The sequence below is a fragment of the Shewanella saliphila genome, from assembly GCF_014648295.1.
Classification (GTDB): Bacteria; Pseudomonadota; Gammaproteobacteria; order Enterobacterales; family Shewanellaceae; genus Shewanella; species Shewanella saliphila.
On the sequence record NZ_BMQV01000017.1, the window covers coordinates 51,647 to 74,209 of the forward strand.

Here is a 22,563-nt window from a genome sequence, read left to right on the forward strand (position 1 = left end):
GATTCTATAGAATAAAACCGCCCTAGACAACAATTATTAAAACAAATTAAAATCAATAGCTTACAGTTAATTGCGACGCGTTAAATTTGACTATGGATCAAGATTGACTGTTTATCATCTGCACTGTCATTACTCTCTGTTGATTCTGCTGTGGCGGCCAAATGACTTTGATGTAACTTTAACGCCAAATATAAATCTGAGCGAATGGTAATACCATCATCTCCCGACACCATATCAGCTTGTTCAAACCAACTAATCAACTGACGTTTTCTGCCAGCCAACACTAAGCTCACGCCGCGTTTACGCAGCAATGCTTCAATGTCGGTCAACATCGCCATGACACTCAAATCTAAATGAGTAAAACACGGCACTGCATCAATGATTACGCAGTCGACGGGGTCAAGTTGATTTTGGCGCGCAAAGCGTTCAAGTAATCTGCGTTTAAAGTAGGTCGAATTAAAATAAGTTAACGGCGAATTAAACCGATAAATAAACACACCAGGTACCGCAACCGCTTTGTCGCTGCCATCAATACTGCGAATAATCCCTTTTACGTCTAGCCCTAATACCTGATCGGTTGGCCGCATTACCGTGCGTAAAAATTGAAATAAGCCAAGTAATACCGCAAGTGTAATCCCCGGGATAACCCCAATAAATAACACCGCAAACAGTGTTGTCAGCGCTAAGTAAAATGCTTGACGATCTCGCAGGCGCAACACCCAAATCGCTTTAAAATCGATAAGGTGAATAGAGGCGATAACCAGCACAACCCCTAAGGCTGCGCTGGGAATATATTCAAGTGGCGCAGTTAAAAAAACCGCCACTATGGCTATTAGCACTGCTGCTATAACCGACACCAATTGGGTTTTACCGCCGTTCGAATCATTAACCGCAGTACGAGAGTCTGCACCACTGACCGCAAAACCTTGCGACAGTGCCGAGGCAATATTGGCGAGGCCTAACGCTTTAAACTCTTTATCCGCGTCAATGTCGTAGCCATTTTTAGCGGCAAAACTGCGCGCTGTGAGCATCATACTCACAAAGCTCACCATCGCTAAGTTCAGTGCAGGCATCACCAGTTCACGGGCAATACCAATATTAAATACAGGCGCTTGAAATGAAGGTAAACCGCCAGCCACAGAGCCAATTACAGCGATATCGTACTCTGTGAGTTTAAATCCCCACACCAACAACGCCCCAACAGCAATAGCAAACATTGACGCTGGCCAGGTGGGTTTAAGGCGCTTCATCACAAAGTAAACCATCACGGTTAATACTGCCATCAACAACGTGGGAATGTGGGTTTGTGATAAGTAACTCGGCGCGCCACCTAAACGTTCTAGTAAGTATTTTTCATCAAAGGTAAAACCAAATATTTTTGAGAACTGGCCAACAATAATGGTCACGGCCACCCCGTTTAATAAGCCCATCAAAATCGGTTTGGAGAGAAAATCTGCCAGTACACCTAATTTAAATCGACTGGCAATTAAACACCAAAAGCCCGTCATCACCGTCATGGTCATGACTAACTGCCAATGCATTAAGCTGTCGCCCGCAGCAAGTGGGGTCACAACGGCGGCAATCACCGCACAGGTGGCGGCATCAGGGCCAACAATAAGTTGTCTTGATGTACCAAATAACGCATACACCAGCATGGGTAACACGCAAGAATACAAACCAACCGCTGCATTAACTCCCGTTAGCTGCGCATAAGCAATGGCCACAGGTAGCGCAACGGCGGCCACAGATAACGCTGCGGTAATATCATCTTTGAGCCAACTTCGCTCATAGCGAGAAAAGGTCTCTAAACCAGGCATAAACGAATACAATCGACTCAGAAACACAGCGACTCCCCCCATTAACTTTGATAGCCATCATAGTGTTAATTCAAATTAATTACGACATAAAAAGTAACGACTTATGGTTAAATATTTGTTTGTCCGAACGATAAAAAACGCCAAAGATATCCTCTTTGGAGGTCATAACGAAAACAGTAAAACAAAGCTGTATTAGGTAGAAATGAAAAGTACAAATGTTGCATAAAACCGAGGCTAACTGTCGCTAGCTTGTTTTGTAAAACTCCTTAACAAATACATCGACAACCGATCTATTAATACATGCTAAACTATGCGCTCTTTTGAGCAATGAGTCGCTCAAGTCTAATTAAGTACACGAGGTTTATGTGGCAACGCCGGTAAAATCAACATCATCAACCGCAGCAGGTATTCCTAATTTGGCAATGTTAATCCCCATGCTGGCAGCGATTGTGGCTATCACCCCTTTAGCAATCGATATGTATTTACCGGCAATGTCAGTGCTGGCACTAGGGTTTGACACCAGCATCACCACGGTGCAGCAATCATTAAGTATTTACCTAGCAGGTTATGCCGTTGGCATGCTGACCTTTGGGCCGTTAGCCGACAAAATTGGCCGCCGCCCTTTAGTTATTTTTGGACTTTCAGGTTTTACCCTAATCAGTTTACTTATTGCCTTAAGTGGCAGTATTGAACAGTTTTTGCTGTTGCGATTTGCCCAGGCATTTATTGGCGCTGCGGCGACGGTTGTGGTGCCCGGCTATATCAAAGAAGTTTATGGTGATAACACCGCTAAAGGGATGTCTTATGTCAGCCTAATTATGATGTTAGCGCCATTGTTAGCTCCCACCCTCGGTAGCTTAATTATGGAAATTGGTGACTGGCACCTGATCTTTTTAAGCCAAAGTTGTTACGCCATTACCTTATTAGCACTCGTGCTGTTTAAATTAAAAATGCCCAGTGATAAAGATGCCGATAGTCGCAGTCAAAAATCTTTTTTTCGGGCTTATTACACGGTATTTTCACGCAGCGGCGTCAAGCTCAACATCACAAGTGGAGTATTAACCTCATTCGCTTTTTTCTGTTACTTGACTGCTTCGCCGTTTATTTATATGGAAGTGTTTAACTTAGACAAATCATTATTTGCCATATTATTTAGCACAAACGTGGGCGCATTAATGCTCGCCAATATTGTTAACTCACGAATTGTGGAGCGTTATGGTTCTAAACGAATGCTCCATGTTGCCACGTTTTTTGGCTCCCTCGCCGCTTGTGGTTTATTGTTGGTTAACCTATTGGGTTTGAGTTATCACTTTACCGTGTTGATGCTTATCCCCTTAATGGGGTCACTTGGGGTCATGTCTGTTAACGCCGATGCCATCGTATTATTAAAATTTAAACAAGAAACTGGTACCGCTACAGCGGTAATCGGCACCTTGCGTTTTGGCTTTGGTGCAACCGCAGGGCCATTACTAGCCTACTTTTATGATGGCAGTGCTGTGCCCTTTTCAATGCTGATGCTTAGTTCAATACTGTTGGTCGGTGTGTGTCAGTTTTTACAGTCTCGACTGCCGAAAACACCCAGTATCGAGGCACAACCTTAAGCTGTAAAAACACCTAAAATATACAATCAGGCCCTCTATATTGATGGCCTGATTGTTTTTGATGTGGTGATAAATCGCCCTACTATAGAAATTTAAAAATCACAAACATGAAATGATTTCAACCTCGAAAAATATTTAGAGAAAGAGCTTGCAGTAAAAATAAATTTACATAAGATGGAGGTCAGTGATTCAGCTGAGTCACTAAGTGAACAAGTCATTGAATTTAGCTACTGTTAATTTCAATCGTCGGGTTTGAATTACCATTCAAACTTATTTTTTAAAGCGATTACCGTCGTTGTATAACAAGATACTGTTTACCATACGGTAACTTAAAAAGGACTCATTTCATGGAAAAGCTTTCTGGCGCGAGTATGATCGTGCGCTCTCTAATCGATGAAGGCGTAAGCCACATCTTCGGTTATCCCGGTGGTTCAGTTTTAGACATCTATGACTCTCTTCATAAAATTCCCGGCATGGAGCACATTCTTGTGCGCCACGAGCAAGCCGCCGTGCACATGGCAGACGGATATGCTCGTGCAACGGGTAAAGTGGGAGTCGTACTTGTCACATCTGGCCCTGGTGCAACCAACGCCATTACGGGTATTGCCACCGCTTACATGGATTCAATCCCGTTAGTTGTGTTATCAGGTCAGGTACCGAGTAATCTTATTGGTAATGATGCATTTCAAGAATGCGACATGATTGGTATTTCACGCCCGGTTGTTAAACACAGCTTTTTAGTAAAAGACGCAAAAGATATTCCTGAAATCGTTAAAAAAGCATTTTATATTGCTGCAACAGGCCGCCCAGGCCCTGTGGTTATCGATATTCCTAAAGATTGCCTAAGCCCAGATGTGCTTCATGATTATGTGTATCCAAAAACCGTTAAAATGCGTTCTTATAACCCGACCACTACCGGGCATAAAGGCCAAATTCGTCGGGGATTACAAGCCTTATTAGCTGCCAAAAAACCTGTTTTATATGTGGGTGGCGGCGCGGTGATATCGGGTTGTGATGCACAAATCCTTAAACTAGCAGAACGCTTAAACATTCCTGTGATCAGTACGTTGATGGGCCTTGGCGCGTTTCCTGGTACTCATTCACAAAGCTTAGGCATGCTGGGTATGCACGGTCAGTATGAAGCCAATATGGCAATGCATAACACCGATTTAATTTTCGGCATTGGGGTTCGTTTTGACGACCGTACAACCAACAATGTTGAAAAATACTGCCCTAACGCGACCATTTTACACATCGACATTGACCCTTCTTCAATTTCTAAAACGGTTCGTGTCGATATCCCGATTGTCGGTTCTGCCGATAATATTCTAGACAGCATGTTAGCGCTATTAGATGAGAGCGGCGATAGTAATGACGCTGAAGCGCTAAACCACTGGTGGCGTGATGTTGAAATTTGGCGCTCACGTAAGAGCCTTGAATTTGATCGCACTAGCGACCGTATCAAACCACAACAAGTCATTGAAACACTGCATAAGCTGACCAATGGTGATGCCTATGTAGCCTCCGATGTAGGCCAGCATCAAATGTTTGCCGCCCTGTATTATCCATTTGATAAGCCACGCCGTTGGATTAACTCTGGTGGTCTAGGCACCATGGGCTTTGGTTTACCTGCGGCCATGGGCGTTAAGATGGCATTTCCTGAGGAAACCGTAGTGTGTGTTACCGGTGACGGTTCAATTCAGATGAATATTCAAGAGCTATCAACCGCATTGCAATATGACACTCCAGTAAAAATCATTAACTTAAACAACCGTTTCCTTGGCATGGTTAAGCAATGGCAAGACATGATTTACTCAGGTCGCCATTCACAATCTTATATGGATTCTGTGCCTAACTTTGCCAAAATCGCTGAAGCTTATGGCCATGTCGGCATGAACATCAATCATCCCGATGAGCTTGAGTCAAAACTGGCTGAAGCCTTAGCAATGAAAGATAAGTTAGTGTTTGTGGACATCAGCGTAGACGAAACTGAACACGTTTACCCTATGCTCATCCGCGGCGGCGCGATGAACGAAATGTGGTTAAGCAAAACGGAGAAAAGCTAATGCGTCGTATTATTTCTGTATTACTTGAAAACCAACCAGGCGCATTGTCACGAGTTGTGGGTCTGTTTTCTCAGCGCGGTTATAACATTGAAAGCTTAACCGTGGCTCCCACTGAAGACACCACGCTTTCAAGACTTAACATTACCGTGATTGCCGATGAAACCGTGTTAGAACAAATCGAAAAGCAATTGCATAAGCTTATCGATATTTTAAAAGTGGCTAACATCACTGAAGCGGCACATATTGAGCGCGAAATTGCATTAGTGAAAGTGAAAGCTCAAGGTGAACAACGCGAAGAAGTGAAACGCATTACGGATATTTTCCGTGGTCAGATTGTCGATGTTACAACCCATTTGTACACCATACAAATGGTGGGAACTAGCGACAAAATCGATGCGTTTATTCATGCATTAGGCGACATGACCAAAGTGGTCGAAATCTCTCGCTCTGGTGTTGTCGGATTAGCTCGCGGCGAAAAAGCAATGAAAGCTTAATCGTTAAACCGAACAAATAAAAACCGCTTAGTGTAATGTCTAGGCGGTTTTTTTATGACTGTTTTTAAATCATCATAACGTCGGGTTTTTAGCGGTCCAGGCTTTGTCGAGCTCATCATTGTCAGCATGTAAGTCGCGCGTCATTAAGGCTTCTAACTCAGCATGCTTTTGTTGATAGTGAGAAATATAATGCTCTTCTTCACAGTGCCACTTGTAGAGTTCTGGCATCATTTCTTCATCTTTTTTACGGAAAATACGCGCTAAACGGTAAGCTTCGTACGGGTCGACACCTAATTGTTGCAAAGCATCTTGGCCTAAGGCCAGTGCACTGCCAAAGGTTTCACGCCGAATATGATCAATATTTAATTCCATCAATTTAAAACTCGCTTGGCGATCATCGGCGTTCACTACAATTTTAAGGTGCGGATAATGCTTTCTTACCAGCTCAATTAAGGTCGTTGACTTCTCAATGTCACCAATGGTTATCACTAATAATTTCGCTTCTTTGGCGCCAGCAGCTTCAAGCAAATCTAAGCGGGTAATATCGCCATAATACACCTCATAACCCAGTTTACGCAGTACATCAACGTTAGTTGAATCATGATCAATAATCACTGGTTTAACCCCAGCAGAGATTAAAAAACGTCCTACATCAGTACCTAAACGGCCAAAGCCGGCTAAAATCACCTCATGACCACTGTGGTTGATGGTGTCATCTTCGCGTGCATTCAATTGAGTATCGTCTTTCGATATCGCCAGTTTTTCATAGGCCATAAACATCAATGGGGTTAAAAACATCGAAATCGCTACCGCAGAGATTAACGGCTCAACAGTCTCGGCGCCCAGTACGCCATTGACCTTGGCAAATTGAAATAACACAAACGCAAATTCACCGCCTTGTGCTAATGCTACGGCAAATAACGCTCTGTCTTTTTTAGCGACCTTAAAGACCTTGCCGGTAATGACTAATATCAGCCACTTAATCACAATTAAGCCCGCGGTTAAGCCTGCAATAAGCGCCACATTATCGCCAATTAAACTGAAGTTAAGGCTGGCACCAATTGAAATAAAGAACACCCCAAGTAATAAGCCTTTAAAGGGTTCAATATCACTTTCAAGTTCATGGCGGTATTCACTGTCAGCTAACACCACACCGGCTAAAAATGTCCCTAACGCAGGCGACAAGCCTACCACGGTCATTAATAATGAAATTCCCACCACCAGCGCTAATGCCGCCGCGACAAAAATTTCTCGAACGCCAGTGGCTGCAATAGCTCTAAATATGGGCCTACTGGCATAACGTCCTAATACTAAGATCCCCACAACGGCCAGCAAGGTCGCAATCACTTGTAAATACGCTGGTAAGGTATTGATATCAAATAACACCGAACCATGATGTCCATCATCGCCTAAGGTTAACGTGGCCAGTAGTGGCATAAACGCTAACATGGGGATCACGGCTAAATCTTGAAATAACAACACTGAAAACACCGAGCGACCAGGCGCGGTATTCATTAAGGCTTTTTCTTTGAGGGTTTGTAGCACAATTGCCGTTGAGGATAATGACAAAATTAACCCAACCGCAAGCGCTTGTTGCCAAGGCAAAACCCATAGCGCAATAGCCGCCATGACAATACTCGACAACACCACTTGCATGCCGCCCATGCCTAAAATGGGGGTACGCATTTGCCATAACCTCGAAGGTCTTAACTCTAAACCCACTAAAAATAGCATCATCACAACGCCAAATTCAGTCAAATGCATCACCACTTCAACATCGCCAATCAGTGAAATACCAAACGGACCAATGATCATCCCGGCAATCAGGTAACCGAGCACTGAACCCAGTCCTAAACGTTTGGCTATCGGCACGGCAATGGCTGACGCGGCTAAGAAAATAAATAACTGCAGTAAAAAGTATTCCATTGTTTATGCCCTTAACATGATGTCGTCAAGATTTGCGTTTAAAAACTCAGCTTGTTGGGCTTTGTCTTTATCCAATACGCCATCACGAATAGCGATGATGAGGCGTCGATAATCTTCGGCGTGGCCGGTAACGTGTTCTGTGGGCAAGCCACGGTGAACGCCCATTACCGCAAAAGGCGGTAGCCATTCCATTAAGCATAAATTGGCGGTCGCACGCATTGGCGAAGTTAACTCGGCAATGGTAAATTGATTGGCGCCATCAACCCGATAGGTTGTCGCATCGCCACCTGCACTAATGGCTTGAAAGCACCATTTATCTTTTAATGCCATGCCGGTTTTGCCGTAGGCCCAGCCGTGCTCTAGCACTAAATCTAGCCACTCTTTAACGATTGCAGGCGTTGAATACCAATAAAATGGATGCTGAAATATAATCACATCATGGCTTTCACACAGCTTTTGCTCGCGAGCGACATCAATTAAAAAGTCAGGGTAATTGGCGTATAAATCATTGATGGTCACGCCTTCAATGTTTTCTACGGCCGCCCTTAACTGGGCATTAATGTTAGATCGCCCTTTGGCTGGATGGGCGAAGTTGATTAATATTTTCTTCATGGCGATCCTTGAAAACTAATGATTTATTACACTACGTTATTAGCGGTAAACAACAGTCGGAACGGTTGCCGCTTATTACCGAAGATAATAAACAGCACGCAAGTAATGATTTGATTAACGTTGATGAATTCGTTGATACAACGAAACTTTTAACACTGAGCGTTTATGCTTTAACTGGTGCATATCTTCGTCATTAATTGGCGCACCGTCTAACTCTAAGGTACGGATTTCTTGATCAAGTTCGTGGTATTGCTTTGCATCTACAGCAAATTGACTGTCGGCAGCATTTAGCTCAGTAATACGTGTGGTAAATTCTGGGAAATCAAGCACTAAACAATGGTTTTCACCTAACATAACAACCTCTTTATCCTAAATTGACTTGGGCAATAATCGATTCAATTGCTGCCACTAACTGTTGATTTTTAACAATGTTTAACGCATCTGCATGGGGCGCAGTAAATTGTCCCTGGTCATTATCGAAATAACGCCCTGATGCATGAGCAAACTCATCAGACAGTGCCGCACGACATAAAATATCCGCGCCAATATTTAAGTCAGCACCGGCCATACCGTAGGCTTCTTTAACTAATTTACTGCCCAAAAATGACGCTGGATTAACGGCAATAAAAGCCGGTCCGCTATTTTGTAATGTGGTTGCTAAATGTACTGACCACATAGTGATAGCCAGTTTACTTTGCGCATATATCGCGCCATCAGCAGGCCCTGCATTTGCGCTGGCTAATGCAGCTAAATTAACGCTTGCTTGCGCCGCAGAAGATAAATTAACCACTCGGCCAGTGCTGTTTAACAAGGGCAGTAATCGCTGTGTTAATAAGTAAGGCGCAATGGTGTTAACCACAAAACGCACATCTAAATTATCTATGCTGGTAATTTGCGGCACTTTGTACACACCGGCATTATTAATAATCACATCAAGCTTATTGTGCTGAGCACTAATGGCATCAGCCAGTGCAGCAACATCACCTAAGTTCGATAAGTCAGCGCGGAAGCTTTCTATTTCGCTTGCACCGGGTATTGCTTTTAGCTCGGCCTCTACCTTGCTGAGTTTTTGTGCATTGCGACCGTGAATAAGGACATGATGACCTTCTGCAACCAACATTTTGGCTGTGGCTAAACCAATACCGTCGGTGACACCAGTGACCAAGATAATTTTTTTCATAGTGTTATTGCCTCGCCTAATTAAATGGGTCATTAACGCTGACAAGGCACATCAGCGTTAATGATGAATCACGAATAAGGTTAGTTTATTTCTTGCACCTTCATCACTAACTCATTCCAATGACGTTGATTATCAATGTCATGCTCAAGCCCTTGCTCATCGGCAATGGTGAAACGTTTAATGGCAGGGGTTTTGCTGGTTGCTTGATATAACCAATAAGCTTCCGCTTTTAGGGCTTCATCTATCGGCTTATCGATAGATTCGTATACTGCTTGTTTACAGGCATTAATTGATTCAGCTGGAAATTGAGCAATACGCTGTGCTAATGCATCAACATAAGGGCCAATTTCGTCAGGGTCTAATGCTTTGTTGATGGTGCCGTACGCTTCTGCTTCATCTGCTGTAAAGTCACGAGCACTTAAAATAATTTCTAATGCACGGCCTAAACCGGTTTGACGTGCCATGCGTGAAGCACCGCCGCCACAAGGTAAGATGCCCATGCCCACTTCCATTTGCATAAACTTATATTTACCGCGAGCAGCAAAACGCATATCACACGCTAAAGCAAACTCATGCCCGCCGCCACGCGCAAAACCTTCTAACTTAGCAATGGTCGCTTGAGGTAACTTGCTAATTCGTTCAAGGATCACCTGTAAATCAAGTAACTTAACATCTTCACGAGACACAGCCTCTGTCGACATATCTTTTAACAGGTTAGTGTCATAGTGCGATACCCACACTTCAGGATTGGCAGATTGAAACACCACGACTTTAGTGTCGCGGTCACGCTCAAGTCGCATTGCTAGACCATTTAAATCCGCTAACATCTCTTGGCCTTGTACATTAACAGTCCCAAAATCGAATGTGACCGTTAAAATCCCGCCCTCTTGGGTCGCGTTAAATGTTGTATAACCTTGATATTTCATTGGATTGTTCCTTGTTATTTATTAGCTATGTATTCGTTATTACTTATTAGGTGATGAGCACATGCTGTTCATCAATATTTTTAGCAAATGTGTAAATTTCGTTAATAAGATTAACAAGGACTCTCTCAATTGATAATTGCCGCTACAGCATAAATAGTTTTAATATATTATTAATAATTAGCGGTTTCTTATGCTTTGTGATTAATTTTTTATTAATAGTGATTGTAATAATTGGCTGTTTTTTATTCGAGTCGACACTGATTATTAATAAAAACTTAAAACACATTATTGTTTACTGGCCATTATCATTAACCCTCAAACGCCTATACTAGCTTCACACAAACACAACGAGGTTTTACACAATGAAAGCTATGATAATTCGCGAATTTGGTGCAGCTGATGTTTTCGAGTCGGCAGACATTCTTAAGCCAACAGTAAGTGCGGGTAATGTATTAGTCCGCTTAGCAGCAACCAGTGTTAATACCATTGACATGATGATCCGTGAAATGGGCGAAGCATTGCCTTTCTCGCCTAAAGCCCCTGCAGTATTAGGAATGGACTTTGCCGGTACCATTGAAGCAGTCGGTGAAGGCGTCACTGAATTTAACGTTGGCGATGAAATTTATGGCTGTGCTGGCGGTTTAGGTGACTTACCAGGCACACTTGCTCAATACATGTTGGCTGACGCTAAGCTTATTGCTCGTAAACCTAAAAATCTTTCTATGCGTGAAGCGGCTGCATTGCCTTTGGTGGGGATTACCGCATACGAAGGCTTAACGCGTGCAGGTATTGCAGAAGGTAAAAGTGTACTTGTACATGGTGGCGCCGGTGGTGTGGGTCACGTTGCAGTACAGCTTGCAAAACATTTTGGTGCAAACGTTTTTGCTACCGGAGCTGAAGGCACTCAAGCAGAATTAATTGAAAAGTTAGGCGCTAAAGCCATCAACTTTAAAACAGAAACAGTTGCCGATTACGTGGCAAAACACACTGACGGTGCGGGCTTTGATGTTATTTTAGATACCGTTGGCGGCGCAAACCTCACCAACTCTATTGAAGCCGCTAAATTAAACGGTCAAATTGCCACAACCTTATCCTTCATTGAATTAGATTTATCAATGGTACACATGAAAGGTTTGTCATTACATGTGGTCTTTATGTTAATCCCAATGATGCACAACATAGGTCGTGAAGTTCATGGCAATATCCTAGCTCAACTGGCTGAGATTGTTGAAGCTGGCGCATTAATACCTGTAGTTGATGAACAACGCTTTAGCCTAGAGCAAGTGACTGATGCGCATCAGTATTTAGCTAGCGGCAAAGCCATTGGTAAAGTGGTTATTGATATTAATTAAACCACTTTAGGGCTCACATTAGTTATGTGAGCCCTAACCTTTCACCATGATGTTGTCACGCTACCCCAAATTGATCCGACATTAAGCTGCGTTTCATCTTGGCTTAATCTTTACCCTCATATCGTACGGAAAGTATATGTTCGCTGTATCTTCAACACTTCGTACCCTTATCAGTAAAACATTGCCTTTATGCATTGGTTTATTTGCCATCATGTCGGTGCAATTAGTTGATTCGGTGTTTATCGGCTTATTAGGCGTTAATGAACTGGCCGCACACGGCATGACATTACCGTTTCAAACACTGTTAATTGGTATTCAGGTGGGTATTGGCGTTGGCGCTACCGCGATTATGTCTCAAGCGATTGGCGCAAAAAAACATTACAAAGCCCGTGCTGTTGCGACATTATCAGTTATCGGTGGCATTGTATTTATGGCGCTGGTTTGCTTACTTTTGTGGCAGCTCGACACGCTTGTATTGCGTGTATTTGTCAGCTCAGATACCAATAGCCCGCACTATTTTTTGTTGGTCAATTTATTTATCACTTACTGGCCATATTGGTTATTTAGCGCCTTGAGCGTGGCAGTGCTGTACTTGCTCACCAGTGTTTACCGTGCCCATGGTGACACCAAAACCACTGGGGCGATGTTTGTTACCGCCAGTATTATTAACCTAATATTAGATCCTTTATTAATATTCTATTTTGATTTAGGCATTAAAGGTGCAGCCATCGCCTCTAGCCTAGGTTATGGTATTGCCACCATTTATGTGCTGTTTGATGTAAAACCAAAACAGTGGTTTATTGGATTACAGCGCCATATCGGTACCATTAAATATGGTATCGAACTGGTCAATGTCACCTCTGCGACCATTACCAATCAATTTTTACCTGCTGCTAGCGCGTTTGTAGCCATGATGCTTATCGCTAAACTGGGTACAGATGCTATTGCATTTTGGAGTTTATTGGCGCGTATTGAGAGTTTTTTACTGGTATTCACTTTAGCACTCACCATGTCAATTCCGCCTATGATTGGTCAGTATTTAGGGGCGCGCCAATTCCATGCCATAGACAATTTATTAACCACTACGGCAAAACTATTACTCGGTTTTACTGCTGTTCTCGCAGTGCTATTAGCTCTGAGCGCTGATTTAATGTTGCCACTTATCACCCAGGACCCGTCATTAAGTGCATGGTTAAAGGCGGCACTGTGGATTATGCCCATCAGTTATGGGCCATTAGGATTATGCATGGTGGTGGTATCGGTATTTAATGCGTTAGGTACTCCAAAAACAGCATTAATGGTGTCGTTTGCGAGACTGTTTATCCTGTATATTCCAACCGTTGCCATTGGCACTGCAACAGGTGATATGTTAAATACTATCATCGCGGCCACATTTGCGAATTTATTGGCAGGCACCTTTGCATGGTTTAAGCTTAAAGATCACCTAAAAAGCACCCTAAAACATGTGCAACCTTGTGTTGCAAATACCTAAACACGCTATGACGTTAACTTAACACGGACTAAAAATATGAATTTTGAACACCTAAAACTGTTTGTCCGAGTCGCGTCGACCCACAATATCAGCCAAGCAGGGCAAGAGTTAGGTTTATCACCCCCGGTTGCCAGCATGCATATCAACCGTCTAGAAGAAAGCCTAGGAGCGCGCTTAATCCACCGAACCACACGTAAAGTGTCGTTAACCGAAGAAGGCATGGCGTTTTTACCCCACGCTGAAGAAATTATTCAAAGTGTGGTGGCCGCCCGTGCGGCGGTGGGTAGTGGCGATGCTCAGCCCCAGGGGACATTACGGATCACCGCGCCAGCATCATTTGGCCGGATGCATTTAATGCCAGCCTTTAAAGCTTTTATTGCTCAATATCCCGATCTTTATATCGATATTCGCTTAACTGATTCGATTGTCGATTTAGTTGAAGGTGGGTTTGATGTCGCCATTCGTAACGCACAATTACAAGACTCAAGCTTAATTGCTAAAAAGTTGGCCGTAGATAAACGCATTATGTGTGCCTCGGCAGACTATGTTGCCCAATATGGTAAACCTGACACCCCAGAAGAGTTGCACAATCATCAATGTATCAATCAAGCGGGGCTTGAAACCTGGGTATTTAACACACCCAATGGCCCGTTGAGCATGAAAATAAAAGGCTCTATTCGCATTGACCACGGAGAAGCGGTACGCGATGCTTGTGCCAATGGAATGGGGATTGCGAAATGTGCCACATGGATTGCTTATGAGCATTTAAAACGTGGCGAAATGGTGCAGGTACTAGAGGATTACCCCTTAATCGATGAAGCCGCCATTTGGGCGGTTTACCCCAGCTCGCGGTTGTTAGCCCCCAAAGTCAGAGCTTTTATTGATTACTTTTCCAACTATTATGGCAGCCCGCCCTATTGGGATAAATAACCCATCAAACAACACAGCCCAAACTGCACTAGTTTGGGCTGTTTTTTTCGCTATATATCGTTACACCATAGGTTTAGCCTCAACGATATAGCGGTATTCAGCATTGCCCGCAAGCTGATCAAATGGATAGCAGGTTATTAAGGTTAATTGGCTGTTTTCAGTTTGATCGAGTATTTCGGTTGCGGTTTCATGCACTACTTGAGTCGCAGTAATTTGATATACCTGTAACTTTCCCGTGGCACTGTAAAGCTCAATCATGTCGCCGACATTAACATACTGTAAGCGCATAAAGTGACTGTCGCGGTGTCCGGCAATAATCATATTGCCCTGCTCGCCAACACCTGCGCCAGCTAACATCAAGCTTGGCCCAAAGGCAAGATTACGACCAGAAGCGCCAGCAAGCACATATAAATCCTGACCTAATGGCTGCACTCCTTGTGCATTGTGTTGCAATAAGCGCATTTTGGCGACTGGGTGCGTGTCGGCCCAGGACCAGGGCTTATGCGGCTGATTGTCGACAAGTGTTTGCTCAAACGCACGCTCAATTAAAAACTGGGCAAAATGGGCTTTAGCTTGCATATATCCTCCTTGAACAATGAGCCCAAGGCCCACCAGTATTATCAGCGCCATAATCCATAAATGTGTTTTGGTATATACAGATGGCTTCATTAAGTAACTCCTTAGGCATTGGCTTCAAGCACCAATACCTGACCTGGTAAGCGTTGGCGCAACCACAAATAGTGCAAAATGCCCAAGCCAAGTAAGCTAAAACCAATCAATAGCCATAAGCGACTTGAGGTGGCGGTTTGCGGTAAAATTTGTGCCTGATAGCCCACTTGTAACCCGTGGGGTAAATGTGATTGCACATTGGCATCAATGGTTTTATCACTCATTGGGTTTACGGGCGTCACATCAACCGCCACTAAACTGGTTTGGCTGGTGACCAAGTGATACAGCATGCCTAAGGCTTCAACCTGCTTATTGACTCTTGGACCGCTGGCGGCATTTTTATATAATTCAAGTGCGGTAATTTGCGCATTTGCCCACAATAAATCGATGCCTCTTGCCGGTTTATTGTCGGTAAAATCGAGTTGTTGCTGCCAGTATTGGCCATTGATATTGCCAGACACGATGATCGGCTGTTGCAATTGGCTAGGCGATTTAATGCTGACCCATAGCGGTTCGTTTTGATATAAATCACTAATGGTTGATGGCCAGTAATCAGGCACGCTGCCATCAAGGTAATACAAGCCAATATTGGTTAATACCGGTTGTTCTATTTTAGTCAGTAGTTGCTCAACCTTATCTTTAACCTCAGATTGCTTACCAATATAGGTAAAAGTGCCACGGCCCATGGTTGCTGCGCGGCGCATAAAGTCTGAATTGGGCGCCGAACCAATGCCAACAGTAAACAAGCGACTGTCACCTAGCTGATCGCTAATTAATTGATACAATTGTTGCTCATTGCCTACCGCGCCATCGGTCATAAATATCACCTGGCGTAACATAGATTCACCCCGCACATTAACCGCATCAGCCTGAAGAGTATCAACCAAAGCAGCAGTAATCGCTGGTGCCATTTCGGTGCCGCCATTAGCCTCAAGTGACGCGATAAAACGATTAGCAGAACCCAAATTACGGCTAGTGGCATTTAATGGCACTGGCGATAACATGCTTATTTGTTGGTTAAACTCAATAATATTAAAGGTATCGATATCGCGCAGCCCTGCTATCGCAAATTGCAATGCTTGCTTGGCTTGTACAATCGATTGGCCAGACATAGACCCAGAGGTATCAATGACTAAAATTAATTCACGACCAATTAAATGCTGCTCGCTGACCTCAACACTTGGCGGCATAAGCATCACCAATGAATACACGCTTTGATCGCCCGCGGTGGTGGTTATATTGTCATTTGAGTTAACCGCTACAGTATGGGTTTTACCGGTTTGATAAAACGTCGCCGCTTGCGGCAGTGCGCCAACATCTACCTGCCATTGCAATACAAAGTCGCGGTCGGCTATTTGCTTACCGTTAAAGCTCACGGTGTAACGCTGGCCATTCACACTTTGTTTAATAGGGTGGTATAAACTGTCAAGTGAGTTGAGGGCAAAGCCCGCATCAATATTGACCTTCATGCTGACATTAATCCCCTGAGCACTGCTGATTTCACTCAGTTGATTAGGAATAATCATTGGGTCGATATACGCAATCGCCATTGCCTGCTTATCTTTGTCGCTGCTTTGCTCAGGGTGATAACGTGGAGTAATGGCCATGGGAAAGCGCAAACTAAACAGGCCATCACTAAACTCAACCGTTTGTTGGTAACTTAACTCCACAACGAGCTGATCATGCGGGCCTAAGTTAGCCACTTCAGAGGTAAAAATATTGCGGCGCTGTTGTTGTAATAAGCTGGCTTGTTTACCCTGTTTTTTGGCGGTTTCAAAGGTTTTTACCGCTTGTTTTTTAGGTTGAATTTGCCCTGCAATAATCTTGTCACCAATACGCAGTTGCATGCTATCTACTGCGGCATTTTCAGGTAACGGAAAAACATAACGTCCATTGAGCCACTGATCTGAATCATTAATAAACACTTGCTTAACGGTGACCCGGTTAAGTAAGCCTGACACATCCATACTCACTTGCGTATCCATTGCAAAAGCTTGTATCACTTGATCTTTAGCAAAATACACTAAGGTACCTTGAGTAATGTCATCGTCTGTCATAGCTGATGGTGACGCTTGCACTGAAGTCGACAACATCAACAATAGCAACACACTCACAAACCCATTTTTATGGTCCAAACGCACGGGTAAAAACGAAAACCGAAATAACCAAAACATAGCAGCTCCTTACCCTGTTACGTTGATGCTGCCATCTGGCGTAACAGGGTAACTGTTTAACAAATCATAAAAGAAGTAACGAGAAATTAGTTTGCTGCGAGTTCGGCATCAGGTGACATTAAGGTCAACGTCACACGGCGGTCGAAAAAGTCATTTTCATGATTTTGCTCTGTGTGTAATGGCAATGTCGCGCCGTAGGCTTGGCCGTGTAAGCGTTGTTTATCAATACCCTGGTTGACTAAATATTGGCTAACCTCTGCCAAGCGTTGCTCCGATAACGCCTGGTTATATTGGTCGTCACCACGGCGGTCGGCATAGCCCGTTAAATCAATGGTCAATTCTGGCGATAGGGTCATCATGTATGCCACATTGTCTAACTGCTGTTTAAATAAAGGCTCTATTTGGCTTGAGCCTGTTTTAAATTGTACGTTCATACCAATAGTGAGTTCATTGAGGGTTTGCTGCTGGTTAGCGTGTAGCTCTGCGAGGTTAGTTTGTAATTCATAATACTTCTCAGACACCTGCACTAACTCTTGTTGTTGCAGATCCATTGCAATGAGTTGCTGCTGCGTTTCGACCAATTCATACTCTTGTTTTACCAGTTGTTGGTTTTTATCAGCAATCTCAGCTTCATCGGCGACCGTTTTACCAATAATCGTGCCAGTGAATGCCCCAATGATGGCGCCAACCGGGCCTGCGACAACGGCACCAAGTAAAATACCCGAGCTTAAGCCGACTAATTCTTCAGTATGTTCACGTTCATTTTGCGGCTCAACGGCAGTAGCCCAAGCTGTGTGTGGTAATAAAATTGCGCTGATAACAGTGGCGGCGATAAGTTGCTTTTTCATAATGAGTCCCTTTTTAGCAATGATGTGTAAAGTGAAAGTCATTGAGTTAACGTGCAACCAAATAACTTTATGCCGTTATTAAACAAAATATAAATGGCTTTATTGGGGAGCAAAAATGGCAATGTGGCGATCAAATGTGGCAACAATATGGCAATTGGCGGTGGCGGCTTTTTTGGTGGATAAAATCCTGTATAGTCAGCAGGGTATCCATTTATATCCCTATTAATTGAAGTCACGCCATGAAACGAATTGCCATTGTTGAAGATGAAGCGGCTATCCGCGAAAACTACAAAGATGTACTGCAACAACAAGGTTATAGCGTCCAAGCCTATGCTAATCGCCCTGCGGCTATGCTGGCCTTTAATGCACGCCTGCCCGACTTAGCCATTATTGATATTGGCCTAGAGCATGAAATTGATGGTGGATTTACCCTGTGCCAAGCACTGCGGGCAATGTCGAGCAGTTTACCGATCATCTTTTTAACCGCGCGCGACAGTGACTTCGACACTGTGTGTGGCCTGCGTTTAGGTGCCGATGATTACTTAACTAAAGATGTGAGTTTTCCGCATTTACTCGCACGGATTGCCGCATTATTTCGCCGTTCAGAGCTGATTGGCTCAAGCCCTGTAGAAGACAACTTACTCGAGCGCGGCCATTTAACCATTGATGGCAACCGCATTCAGGTGTATTGGAAAACCCAGCCTATTGAGCTCACCGTTACTGAGTTTTGGATGGTCCATGCCATGGCCAAGCACCCGGGACATGTGCGCAGTCGTCAAGATTTAATGCAAGAAGCCAAAATATATGTCGACGACAGTACAATTACCTCCCACGTTAAACGAATTCGTAAAAAGTTTATTGCCATCGATAATGACTTTGATTGTATCGACACGGTTTATGGTATGGGCTACCGCTGGGACAACATTTAATTGATGTATTTACCGCTAGGGCTGCGAGCCAAAGTTGTTATCTTGTCATTATTTTTACTCTGCCTGCCGTGGCTTGGGTACGAATATGTGTGGGAAATGGAAAAATACCTGCGTCATGGCCAAGAAAAAACCCTTGAGGGCACGACCCAAGCACTCGCAACCGCATTACATGAGCGACCAAAACTGTTCGATAATCAAGCCAGTTTTTTAAATCAAGTTGAAAAAGGCCGCGACTTATACGCCTACCCCATTGCAGGCCCTATTCAGTTAGACGGCAAATTAGCGGATTGGCATTTATACCAACATCGCACATTAAATTACGCTGATAACCACCTGATTTATCAACGTGATGAAGCCGAACCTATCAATATTAGCTTTACGCATATGGTGGGTAAGTATGGCGGTTACTTATATGGTTACTTTCAGGTAAAAGACCCTGAAGTGGTGTTTCGTAGCCGTAAAAGTTTACGGGTCGACAGAAATGATCATTTGGTGATGGCCACCCAAGCGCCAGACGGTCAATTTAGGCGTTATATTATTGCTAATACCAAAAGTGGCTGGCTCAGTGCCTTTGAACTACCCGCCGATCCCTCGCAATCAACGCCTGTAGAGCCAGAGTCTCGGATTCAGGGGCAATGGCTCAAAACAGACCAGGGTTACAATATAGAATTTAGACTGCCACTCACCATGGTGGGCAGTAAATTGGGCTTTGCCATTCATAACGTTAACGATGCCAATAATCGTCAATTGGTTAATGTGATTGGCACTTCTGCCACCGACTCCGTAGCCAGTTTAGGTACGGTACTCGTGCCCTCGCCAGAAATCGAAAGCATTATTAAAGGCATGAGCCACAACAGCTCGCGTATTTGGGTGGTCGATAATCATGGCCGCGTATTAGCAAAATCGGGCGATATTCGCACCTCATCAAACACCTGGGCTGACGATTTAACCACCAGCCAAGCCAGTTCATTTTGGCAAGGTATTAAGCAAAACTACATATTGCCTTTGTACTACAAAATTCTCACTCGGCCACCGCAAGATTTTATCGACTCATTACAAGACTCAACCGAACTGACCGGCAGCCACATTGAAAAAGCCTTAAGCGGTAAACAAGGCTCAACCTGGCGCTTAACCCCCGACAATAAAGCAGTAGTGTTAGCCGCTGCCAGCCCCATTTGGATTGACGATAAAGTAATGGGCGTTGTCATTGCCGAAGAAACCACTCACGGTATTCGCAGTTTACGTAACCGCGCGCTTGAAAAACTATTCAACGTTATTTTAACCATTATGAGCATGGGCACGCTGGCGCTGTTTATTTTTGCCTCGAGTATCTCCAGCCGTATACGCAGTTTGCGCGACCAAGCCGAATTGGCCATCGACAGTCAAGGGCGTGTACGCCAGCAAATTGTGGCGTCTAAAAACCGAGATGAAATTGGCGACTTGTCACGCAGTTTTTCAAGTATTGTCAGTCGCCTAGGCCAATACACCCATTATCTTGAAAACATGTCTTCCCGCTTGTCACACGAGTTACGCACACCCGTTGCTGTGGTGCGCAGCTCGCTTGAACATTTAGGCTTGCAGCAACTTGACGACCAATCGCAAAAATACGTTAATCGCGCCCAGGAAGGGGTCAATCGTCTGCATTTAATCTTAAACAATTTAAGTGAAGCGACACGATTAGAAGCCAGTTTAACCCAGGCTGAAAGTTGTCGTTTTTCGCTTAAAAAAGTGATTAGTGGTTGCATGCAAGGTTATCAAATTACCTTCCCCGAACAGACCTTTAACGTGCATATAGAAGACAAAGCCATGCAATGCCAGGGCGTACCTGAATACATCGCCCAATTAATGGATAAGCTGATTAATAATGCTATCGAATTTAGTGAAAACGGCACAGCTGTTAGCGTCAGCCTCATTCAGTTTAACAAGCAAGCAATACTCAAAGTCAGCAATATTGGACCATTATTGCCAAAAGACATGAACAGCCAAATTTTTGAGTCTATGGTGTCTATTCGCCCACAAGGTGTTAATGGTAAACCCCATTTGGGCCTAGGGTTATACATTGCCCGCTTAGTGACTGACTTTCATCATGGCAGCATTAAAGCCAGTAACATCACCGAAAACAACATGAGCGGCGTTGAAATCTGCCTGAGCTTACCGCTAATTGATGAAAAATAGTCAAGCTTGTCAATTAGGCGCTTTTATTTAAACGACTTGGTGCTAGGATGGCACAAGGATTACATCACTTATTGCAGCGCATTTCGTCATATTGTTAGAGCCTTAGCACCGCTTATATTAATAGTATGAACACTGCCCCAACTGGAAAGATTAACATGAGCAAAGACGATAAATTAGCCACACAAATAGTCAGTGTCGGTCGCGAGAAAAAATTCACCAAAGGTATTATTAACCCGCCAGTATTTAGAGCTTCAACCGTGGTCTTTGACACCATGGATGAGATGCGTTTTGCGATAAAAAATAAAACCAACGGCGAAATGTTTTATGGCCGCCGCGGCACCCCAACCCACTTCTCATTTCAACAAGCCATTAGTGAACTTGAAGGAGGTGTGGGCACTGCGTTATACCCATCAGGGGCTGGCGCAATCAGTATCGCATTATTATCATTCTTAAAAAATGGCGACCATTTGCTCATGGTCGACACTGCCTATGAACCGACACGAGATTTATGCAATAAAATGCTCGCTGGATTTGGTATCGAAACCACTTATTATGACCCAATGATCGGTGAAGGCATTCGAGAGCTTATTCGCCCTAACACCAAGGTGCTGTTTTTAGAATCACCAGGCTCCATCACCATGGAAGTGCAAGATGTACCGACATTAAGCCGTATCGCTCACGAGCACGACATGATTGTTATGCTCGATAATACCTGGGCTTCACCGATTAACTCACGTCCATTTGATATGGGGGTTGATGTGTCGATTCAAGCCGCGACCAAGTACATTGTCGGCCATTCTGATGTCATGATGGGCACCGCAACCGCTAATGAAAAATGTTGGGATCAACTGCGCGAAAACAGTTATTTAATGGGGCAAACCACCTCACCAGACGACGTGTATTTAGCTGCACGCGGCTTGCGTACCTTAGGGGTACGTATGGCGCAGCACAATAAAAATGCCCTCAAAGTGGCTAACTGGTTAGCAAGTCGACCAGAAGTCGACCATGTGCGTCACCCTGCCTTTGAAACCTGCCCAGGCCATGAGTTCTTTAAACGTGACTTTAGCAGCGGTAATGGCCTGTTTTCATTTGTATTAAAGCAAGGTGACTTAGCCTCTGTTACCGCATTTGTTGAAAACATGGCCCACTTTAAAATGGGTTTTTCATGGGGTGGCTTTGAAAGCTTGATTTTAGGCGTATTTGGCATTAATAATATCCGCACAGCAACCCAATGGGATAGCAGTAAACCGCTGATTAGATTGCACATCGGCTTAGAAGATACCGATGATTTAATTGCCGATCTTGACGCGGCTTTTGAACGTTACAATGCCGTGTTAAACAAGTAAGCTTTTTATCAATCATTTAAAAGGAC

18 protein-coding genes are annotated in these 22,563 nt (G+C 43.9%); 9 read left to right on the forward strand and 9 right to left on the reverse strand.

Going from position 1 to position 22,563, the window contains the following annotated elements; all coding sequences use genetic code 11:
- Positions 1 to 80 precede the first annotated feature (80 nt).
- Positions 81 to 1,859, reverse strand: coding sequence for a SulP family inorganic anion transporter (locus tag IEY48_RS10060; RefSeq protein WP_188919838.1), 1,779 nt, complete (start codon positions 1,857 to 1,859; stop codon positions 81 to 83).
- Positions 1,860 to 2,239: 380 nt separating this feature from the next.
- Between IEY48_RS10060 and IEY48_RS10065 the strand changes: the two genes are divergently transcribed.
- The 3 genes from IEY48_RS10065 (at position 2,240) to ilvN (ending at position 5,978) form a co-directional block, all read left to right on the forward strand.
- Positions 2,240 to 3,418, forward strand: a complete 1,179-nt coding sequence (locus tag IEY48_RS10065; RefSeq protein WP_188919885.1) for a multidrug effflux MFS transporter — start codon at positions 2,240 to 2,242, stop codon at positions 3,416 to 3,418.
- 347 nt (positions 3,419 to 3,765) lie between these two features.
- Positions 3,766 to 5,484, forward strand: a complete 1,719-nt coding sequence (locus tag IEY48_RS10070; protein WP_188919840.1) for an acetolactate synthase 3 large subunit — start codon at positions 3,766 to 3,768, stop codon at positions 5,482 to 5,484.
- On the forward strand, positions 5,484 to 5,978 hold the full coding sequence (ilvN, locus tag IEY48_RS10075) for an acetolactate synthase small subunit (protein WP_188919841.1): 495 nt from the start codon (positions 5,484 to 5,486) through the stop codon (positions 5,976 to 5,978). The genes IEY48_RS10070 and ilvN overlap by 1 nt, the downstream gene beginning before the upstream one ends.
- A 72-nt stretch (positions 5,979 to 6,050) precedes the next feature.
- On the opposite strand, the gene IEY48_RS10080 is transcribed toward ilvN, so the two are convergent.
- The 5 genes from IEY48_RS10080 to IEY48_RS10100 all read right to left on the reverse strand — a co-directional run bounded on the left by IEY48_RS10080 (position 6,051) and on the right by IEY48_RS10100 (position 10,622).
- Positions 6,051 to 7,904 (reverse strand): monovalent cation:proton antiporter-2 (CPA2) family protein, encoded by a 1,854-nt coding sequence (locus IEY48_RS10080; RefSeq protein ID WP_188919843.1) that lies wholly within the window; start codon positions 7,902 to 7,904, stop codon positions 6,051 to 6,053.
- A 3-nt stretch (positions 7,905 to 7,907) separates the two neighbouring features.
- Complete coding sequence (locus tag IEY48_RS10085; RefSeq protein WP_188919845.1) at positions 7,908 to 8,516, reverse strand: NAD(P)H-dependent oxidoreductase; 609 nt, start codon at positions 8,514 to 8,516, stop codon at positions 7,908 to 7,910.
- A gap of 114 nt (positions 8,517 to 8,630) precedes the next feature.
- Positions 8,631 to 8,870, reverse strand: a complete 240-nt coding sequence (locus IEY48_RS10090; RefSeq protein ID WP_188919847.1) for an HP1242/YdcH family protein — start codon at positions 8,868 to 8,870, stop codon at positions 8,631 to 8,633.
- 10 nt (positions 8,871 to 8,880) lie between these two features.
- On the reverse strand, positions 8,881 to 9,696 hold the full coding sequence (locus IEY48_RS10095) for an SDR family NAD(P)-dependent oxidoreductase (RefSeq protein ID WP_229786390.1): 816 nt from the start codon (positions 9,694 to 9,696) through the stop codon (positions 8,881 to 8,883).
- 80 nt (positions 9,697 to 9,776) lie between these two features.
- Positions 9,777 to 10,622 carry an enoyl-CoA hydratase/isomerase family protein gene (locus tag IEY48_RS10100; protein ID WP_188919851.1) on the reverse strand — a complete coding sequence of 282 codons (846 nt, stop codon included), beginning with the start codon at positions 10,620 to 10,622 and terminating at the stop codon, positions 9,777 to 9,779.
- A gap of 362 nt (positions 10,623 to 10,984) precedes the next feature.
- Between IEY48_RS10100 and IEY48_RS10105 the strand changes: the two genes are divergently transcribed.
- From IEY48_RS10105 to IEY48_RS10115, 3 genes are all read left to right on the forward strand, one after another.
- Complete coding sequence (locus IEY48_RS10105) at positions 10,985 to 11,974, forward strand: zinc-dependent alcohol dehydrogenase family protein (RefSeq protein ID WP_188919853.1); 990 nt, start codon at positions 10,985 to 10,987, stop codon at positions 11,972 to 11,974.
- Positions 11,975 to 12,110: 136 nt separating this feature from the next.
- Positions 12,111 to 13,466, forward strand: coding sequence for an MATE family efflux transporter (locus tag IEY48_RS10110; protein WP_188919855.1), 1,356 nt, complete (start codon positions 12,111 to 12,113; stop codon positions 13,464 to 13,466).
- 36 nt (positions 13,467 to 13,502) lie between these two features.
- The gene (locus IEY48_RS10115; RefSeq protein WP_188919857.1) at positions 13,503 to 14,396 is read left to right on the forward strand and encodes a LysR family transcriptional regulator; all 894 of its coding nucleotides are present in this window, start codon (positions 13,503 to 13,505) and stop codon (positions 14,394 to 14,396) included.
- Between the two features lie 60 nt (positions 14,397 to 14,456).
- On the opposite strand, the gene IEY48_RS10120 is transcribed toward IEY48_RS10115, so the two are convergent.
- The 3 genes from IEY48_RS10120 to pdsO all read right to left on the reverse strand — a co-directional run bounded on the left by IEY48_RS10120 (position 14,457) and on the right by pdsO (position 18,087).
- Positions 14,457 to 15,065, reverse strand: coding sequence for a class GN sortase (locus tag IEY48_RS10120; RefSeq protein WP_188919859.1), 609 nt, complete (start codon positions 15,063 to 15,065; stop codon positions 14,457 to 14,459).
- A gap of 11 nt (positions 15,066 to 15,076) precedes the next feature.
- On the reverse strand, positions 15,077 to 17,239 hold the full coding sequence (locus tag IEY48_RS10125; protein WP_188919861.1) for a marine proteobacterial sortase target protein: 2,163 nt from the start codon (positions 17,237 to 17,239) through the stop codon (positions 15,077 to 15,079).
- Positions 17,240 to 17,325: 86 nt separating this feature from the next.
- Positions 17,326 to 18,087 (reverse strand): sortase-associated OmpA-like protein PdsO, encoded by a 762-nt coding sequence (gene pdsO / locus IEY48_RS10130; RefSeq protein WP_188919863.1) that lies wholly within the window; start codon positions 18,085 to 18,087, stop codon positions 17,326 to 17,328.
- Between the two features lie 239 nt (positions 18,088 to 18,326).
- Here pdsO and pdsR point away from each other — a divergent pair, with 239 nt between their 5' ends.
- The 3 genes from pdsR (at position 18,327) to IEY48_RS10145 (ending at position 22,537) form a co-directional block, all read left to right on the forward strand.
- Complete coding sequence (gene pdsR / locus IEY48_RS10135; RefSeq protein WP_188919865.1) at positions 18,327 to 19,016, forward strand: proteobacterial dedicated sortase system response regulator; 690 nt, start codon at positions 18,327 to 18,329, stop codon at positions 19,014 to 19,016.
- 3 nt (positions 19,017 to 19,019) lie between these two features.
- Positions 19,020 to 21,191, forward strand: a complete 2,172-nt coding sequence (pdsS, locus tag IEY48_RS10140; RefSeq protein ID WP_188919887.1) for a proteobacterial dedicated sortase system histidine kinase — start codon at positions 19,020 to 19,022, stop codon at positions 21,189 to 21,191.
- Positions 21,192 to 21,346: 155 nt separating this feature from the next.
- The gene (locus IEY48_RS10145) at positions 21,347 to 22,537 is read left to right on the forward strand and encodes a cystathionine beta-lyase (protein ID WP_188919867.1); all 1,191 of its coding nucleotides are present in this window, start codon (positions 21,347 to 21,349) and stop codon (positions 22,535 to 22,537) included.
- The last annotated feature ends 26 nt before the right edge of the window (positions 22,538 to 22,563 follow it).

What these genes read in the sequence shown, in the direction of transcription:
- IEY48_RS10120 (WP_188919859.1), bottom strand. Translation starts at nt 15,065, where the DNA reads ATGAAGCCATCTGTATATACCAAAACACATTTATGGATTATGGCGCTG.
- pdsS (WP_188919887.1), top strand. Translation starts at nt 19,020, where the DNA reads ATGTATTTACCGCTAGGGCTGCGAGCCAAAGTTGTTATCTTGTCATTA.
- IEY48_RS10095 (WP_229786390.1), bottom strand. Translation starts at nt 9,696, where the DNA reads ATGAAAAAAATTATCTTGGTCACTGGTGTCACCGACGGTATTGGTTTA.
- IEY48_RS10065 (WP_188919885.1), top strand. Translation starts at nt 2,240, where the DNA reads ATGTTAATCCCCATGCTGGCAGCGATTGTGGCTATCACCCCTTTAGCA.
- IEY48_RS10070 (WP_188919840.1), top strand. Translation starts at nt 3,766, where the DNA reads ATGGAAAAGCTTTCTGGCGCGAGTATGATCGTGCGCTCTCTAATCGAT.
- ilvN (WP_188919841.1), top strand. Translation starts at nt 5,484, where the DNA reads ATGCGTCGTATTATTTCTGTATTACTTGAAAACCAACCAGGCGCATTG.
- IEY48_RS10110 (WP_188919855.1), top strand. Translation starts at nt 12,111, where the DNA reads ATGTTCGCTGTATCTTCAACACTTCGTACCCTTATCAGTAAAACATTG.
- IEY48_RS10080 (WP_188919843.1), bottom strand. Translation starts at nt 7,904, where the DNA reads ATGGAATACTTTTTACTGCAGTTATTTATTTTCTTAGCCGCGTCAGCC.
- pdsR (WP_188919865.1), top strand. Translation starts at nt 18,327, where the DNA reads ATGAAACGAATTGCCATTGTTGAAGATGAAGCGGCTATCCGCGAAAAC.
- IEY48_RS10145 (WP_188919867.1), top strand. Translation starts at nt 21,347, where the DNA reads ATGAGCAAAGACGATAAATTAGCCACACAAATAGTCAGTGTCGGTCGC.
- IEY48_RS10105 (WP_188919853.1), top strand. Translation starts at nt 10,985, where the DNA reads ATGAAAGCTATGATAATTCGCGAATTTGGTGCAGCTGATGTTTTCGAG.
- IEY48_RS10085 (WP_188919845.1), bottom strand. Translation starts at nt 8,516, where the DNA reads ATGAAGAAAATATTAATCAACTTCGCCCATCCAGCCAAAGGGCGATCT.
- IEY48_RS10090 (WP_188919847.1), bottom strand. Translation starts at nt 8,870, where the DNA reads ATGTTAGGTGAAAACCATTGTTTAGTGCTTGATTTCCCAGAATTTACC.
- IEY48_RS10060 (WP_188919838.1), bottom strand. Translation starts at nt 1,859, where the DNA reads ATGGGGGGAGTCGCTGTGTTTCTGAGTCGATTGTATTCGTTTATGCCT.
- IEY48_RS10115 (WP_188919857.1), top strand. Translation starts at nt 13,503, where the DNA reads ATGAATTTTGAACACCTAAAACTGTTTGTCCGAGTCGCGTCGACCCAC.
- IEY48_RS10125 (WP_188919861.1), bottom strand. Translation starts at nt 17,239, where the DNA reads ATGTTTTGGTTATTTCGGTTTTCGTTTTTACCCGTGCGTTTGGACCAT.
- pdsO (WP_188919863.1), bottom strand. Translation starts at nt 18,087, where the DNA reads ATGAAAAAGCAACTTATCGCCGCCACTGTTATCAGCGCAATTTTATTA.
- IEY48_RS10100 (WP_188919851.1), bottom strand. Translation starts at nt 10,622, where the DNA reads ATGAAATATCAAGGTTATACAACATTTAACGCGACCCAAGAGGGCGGG.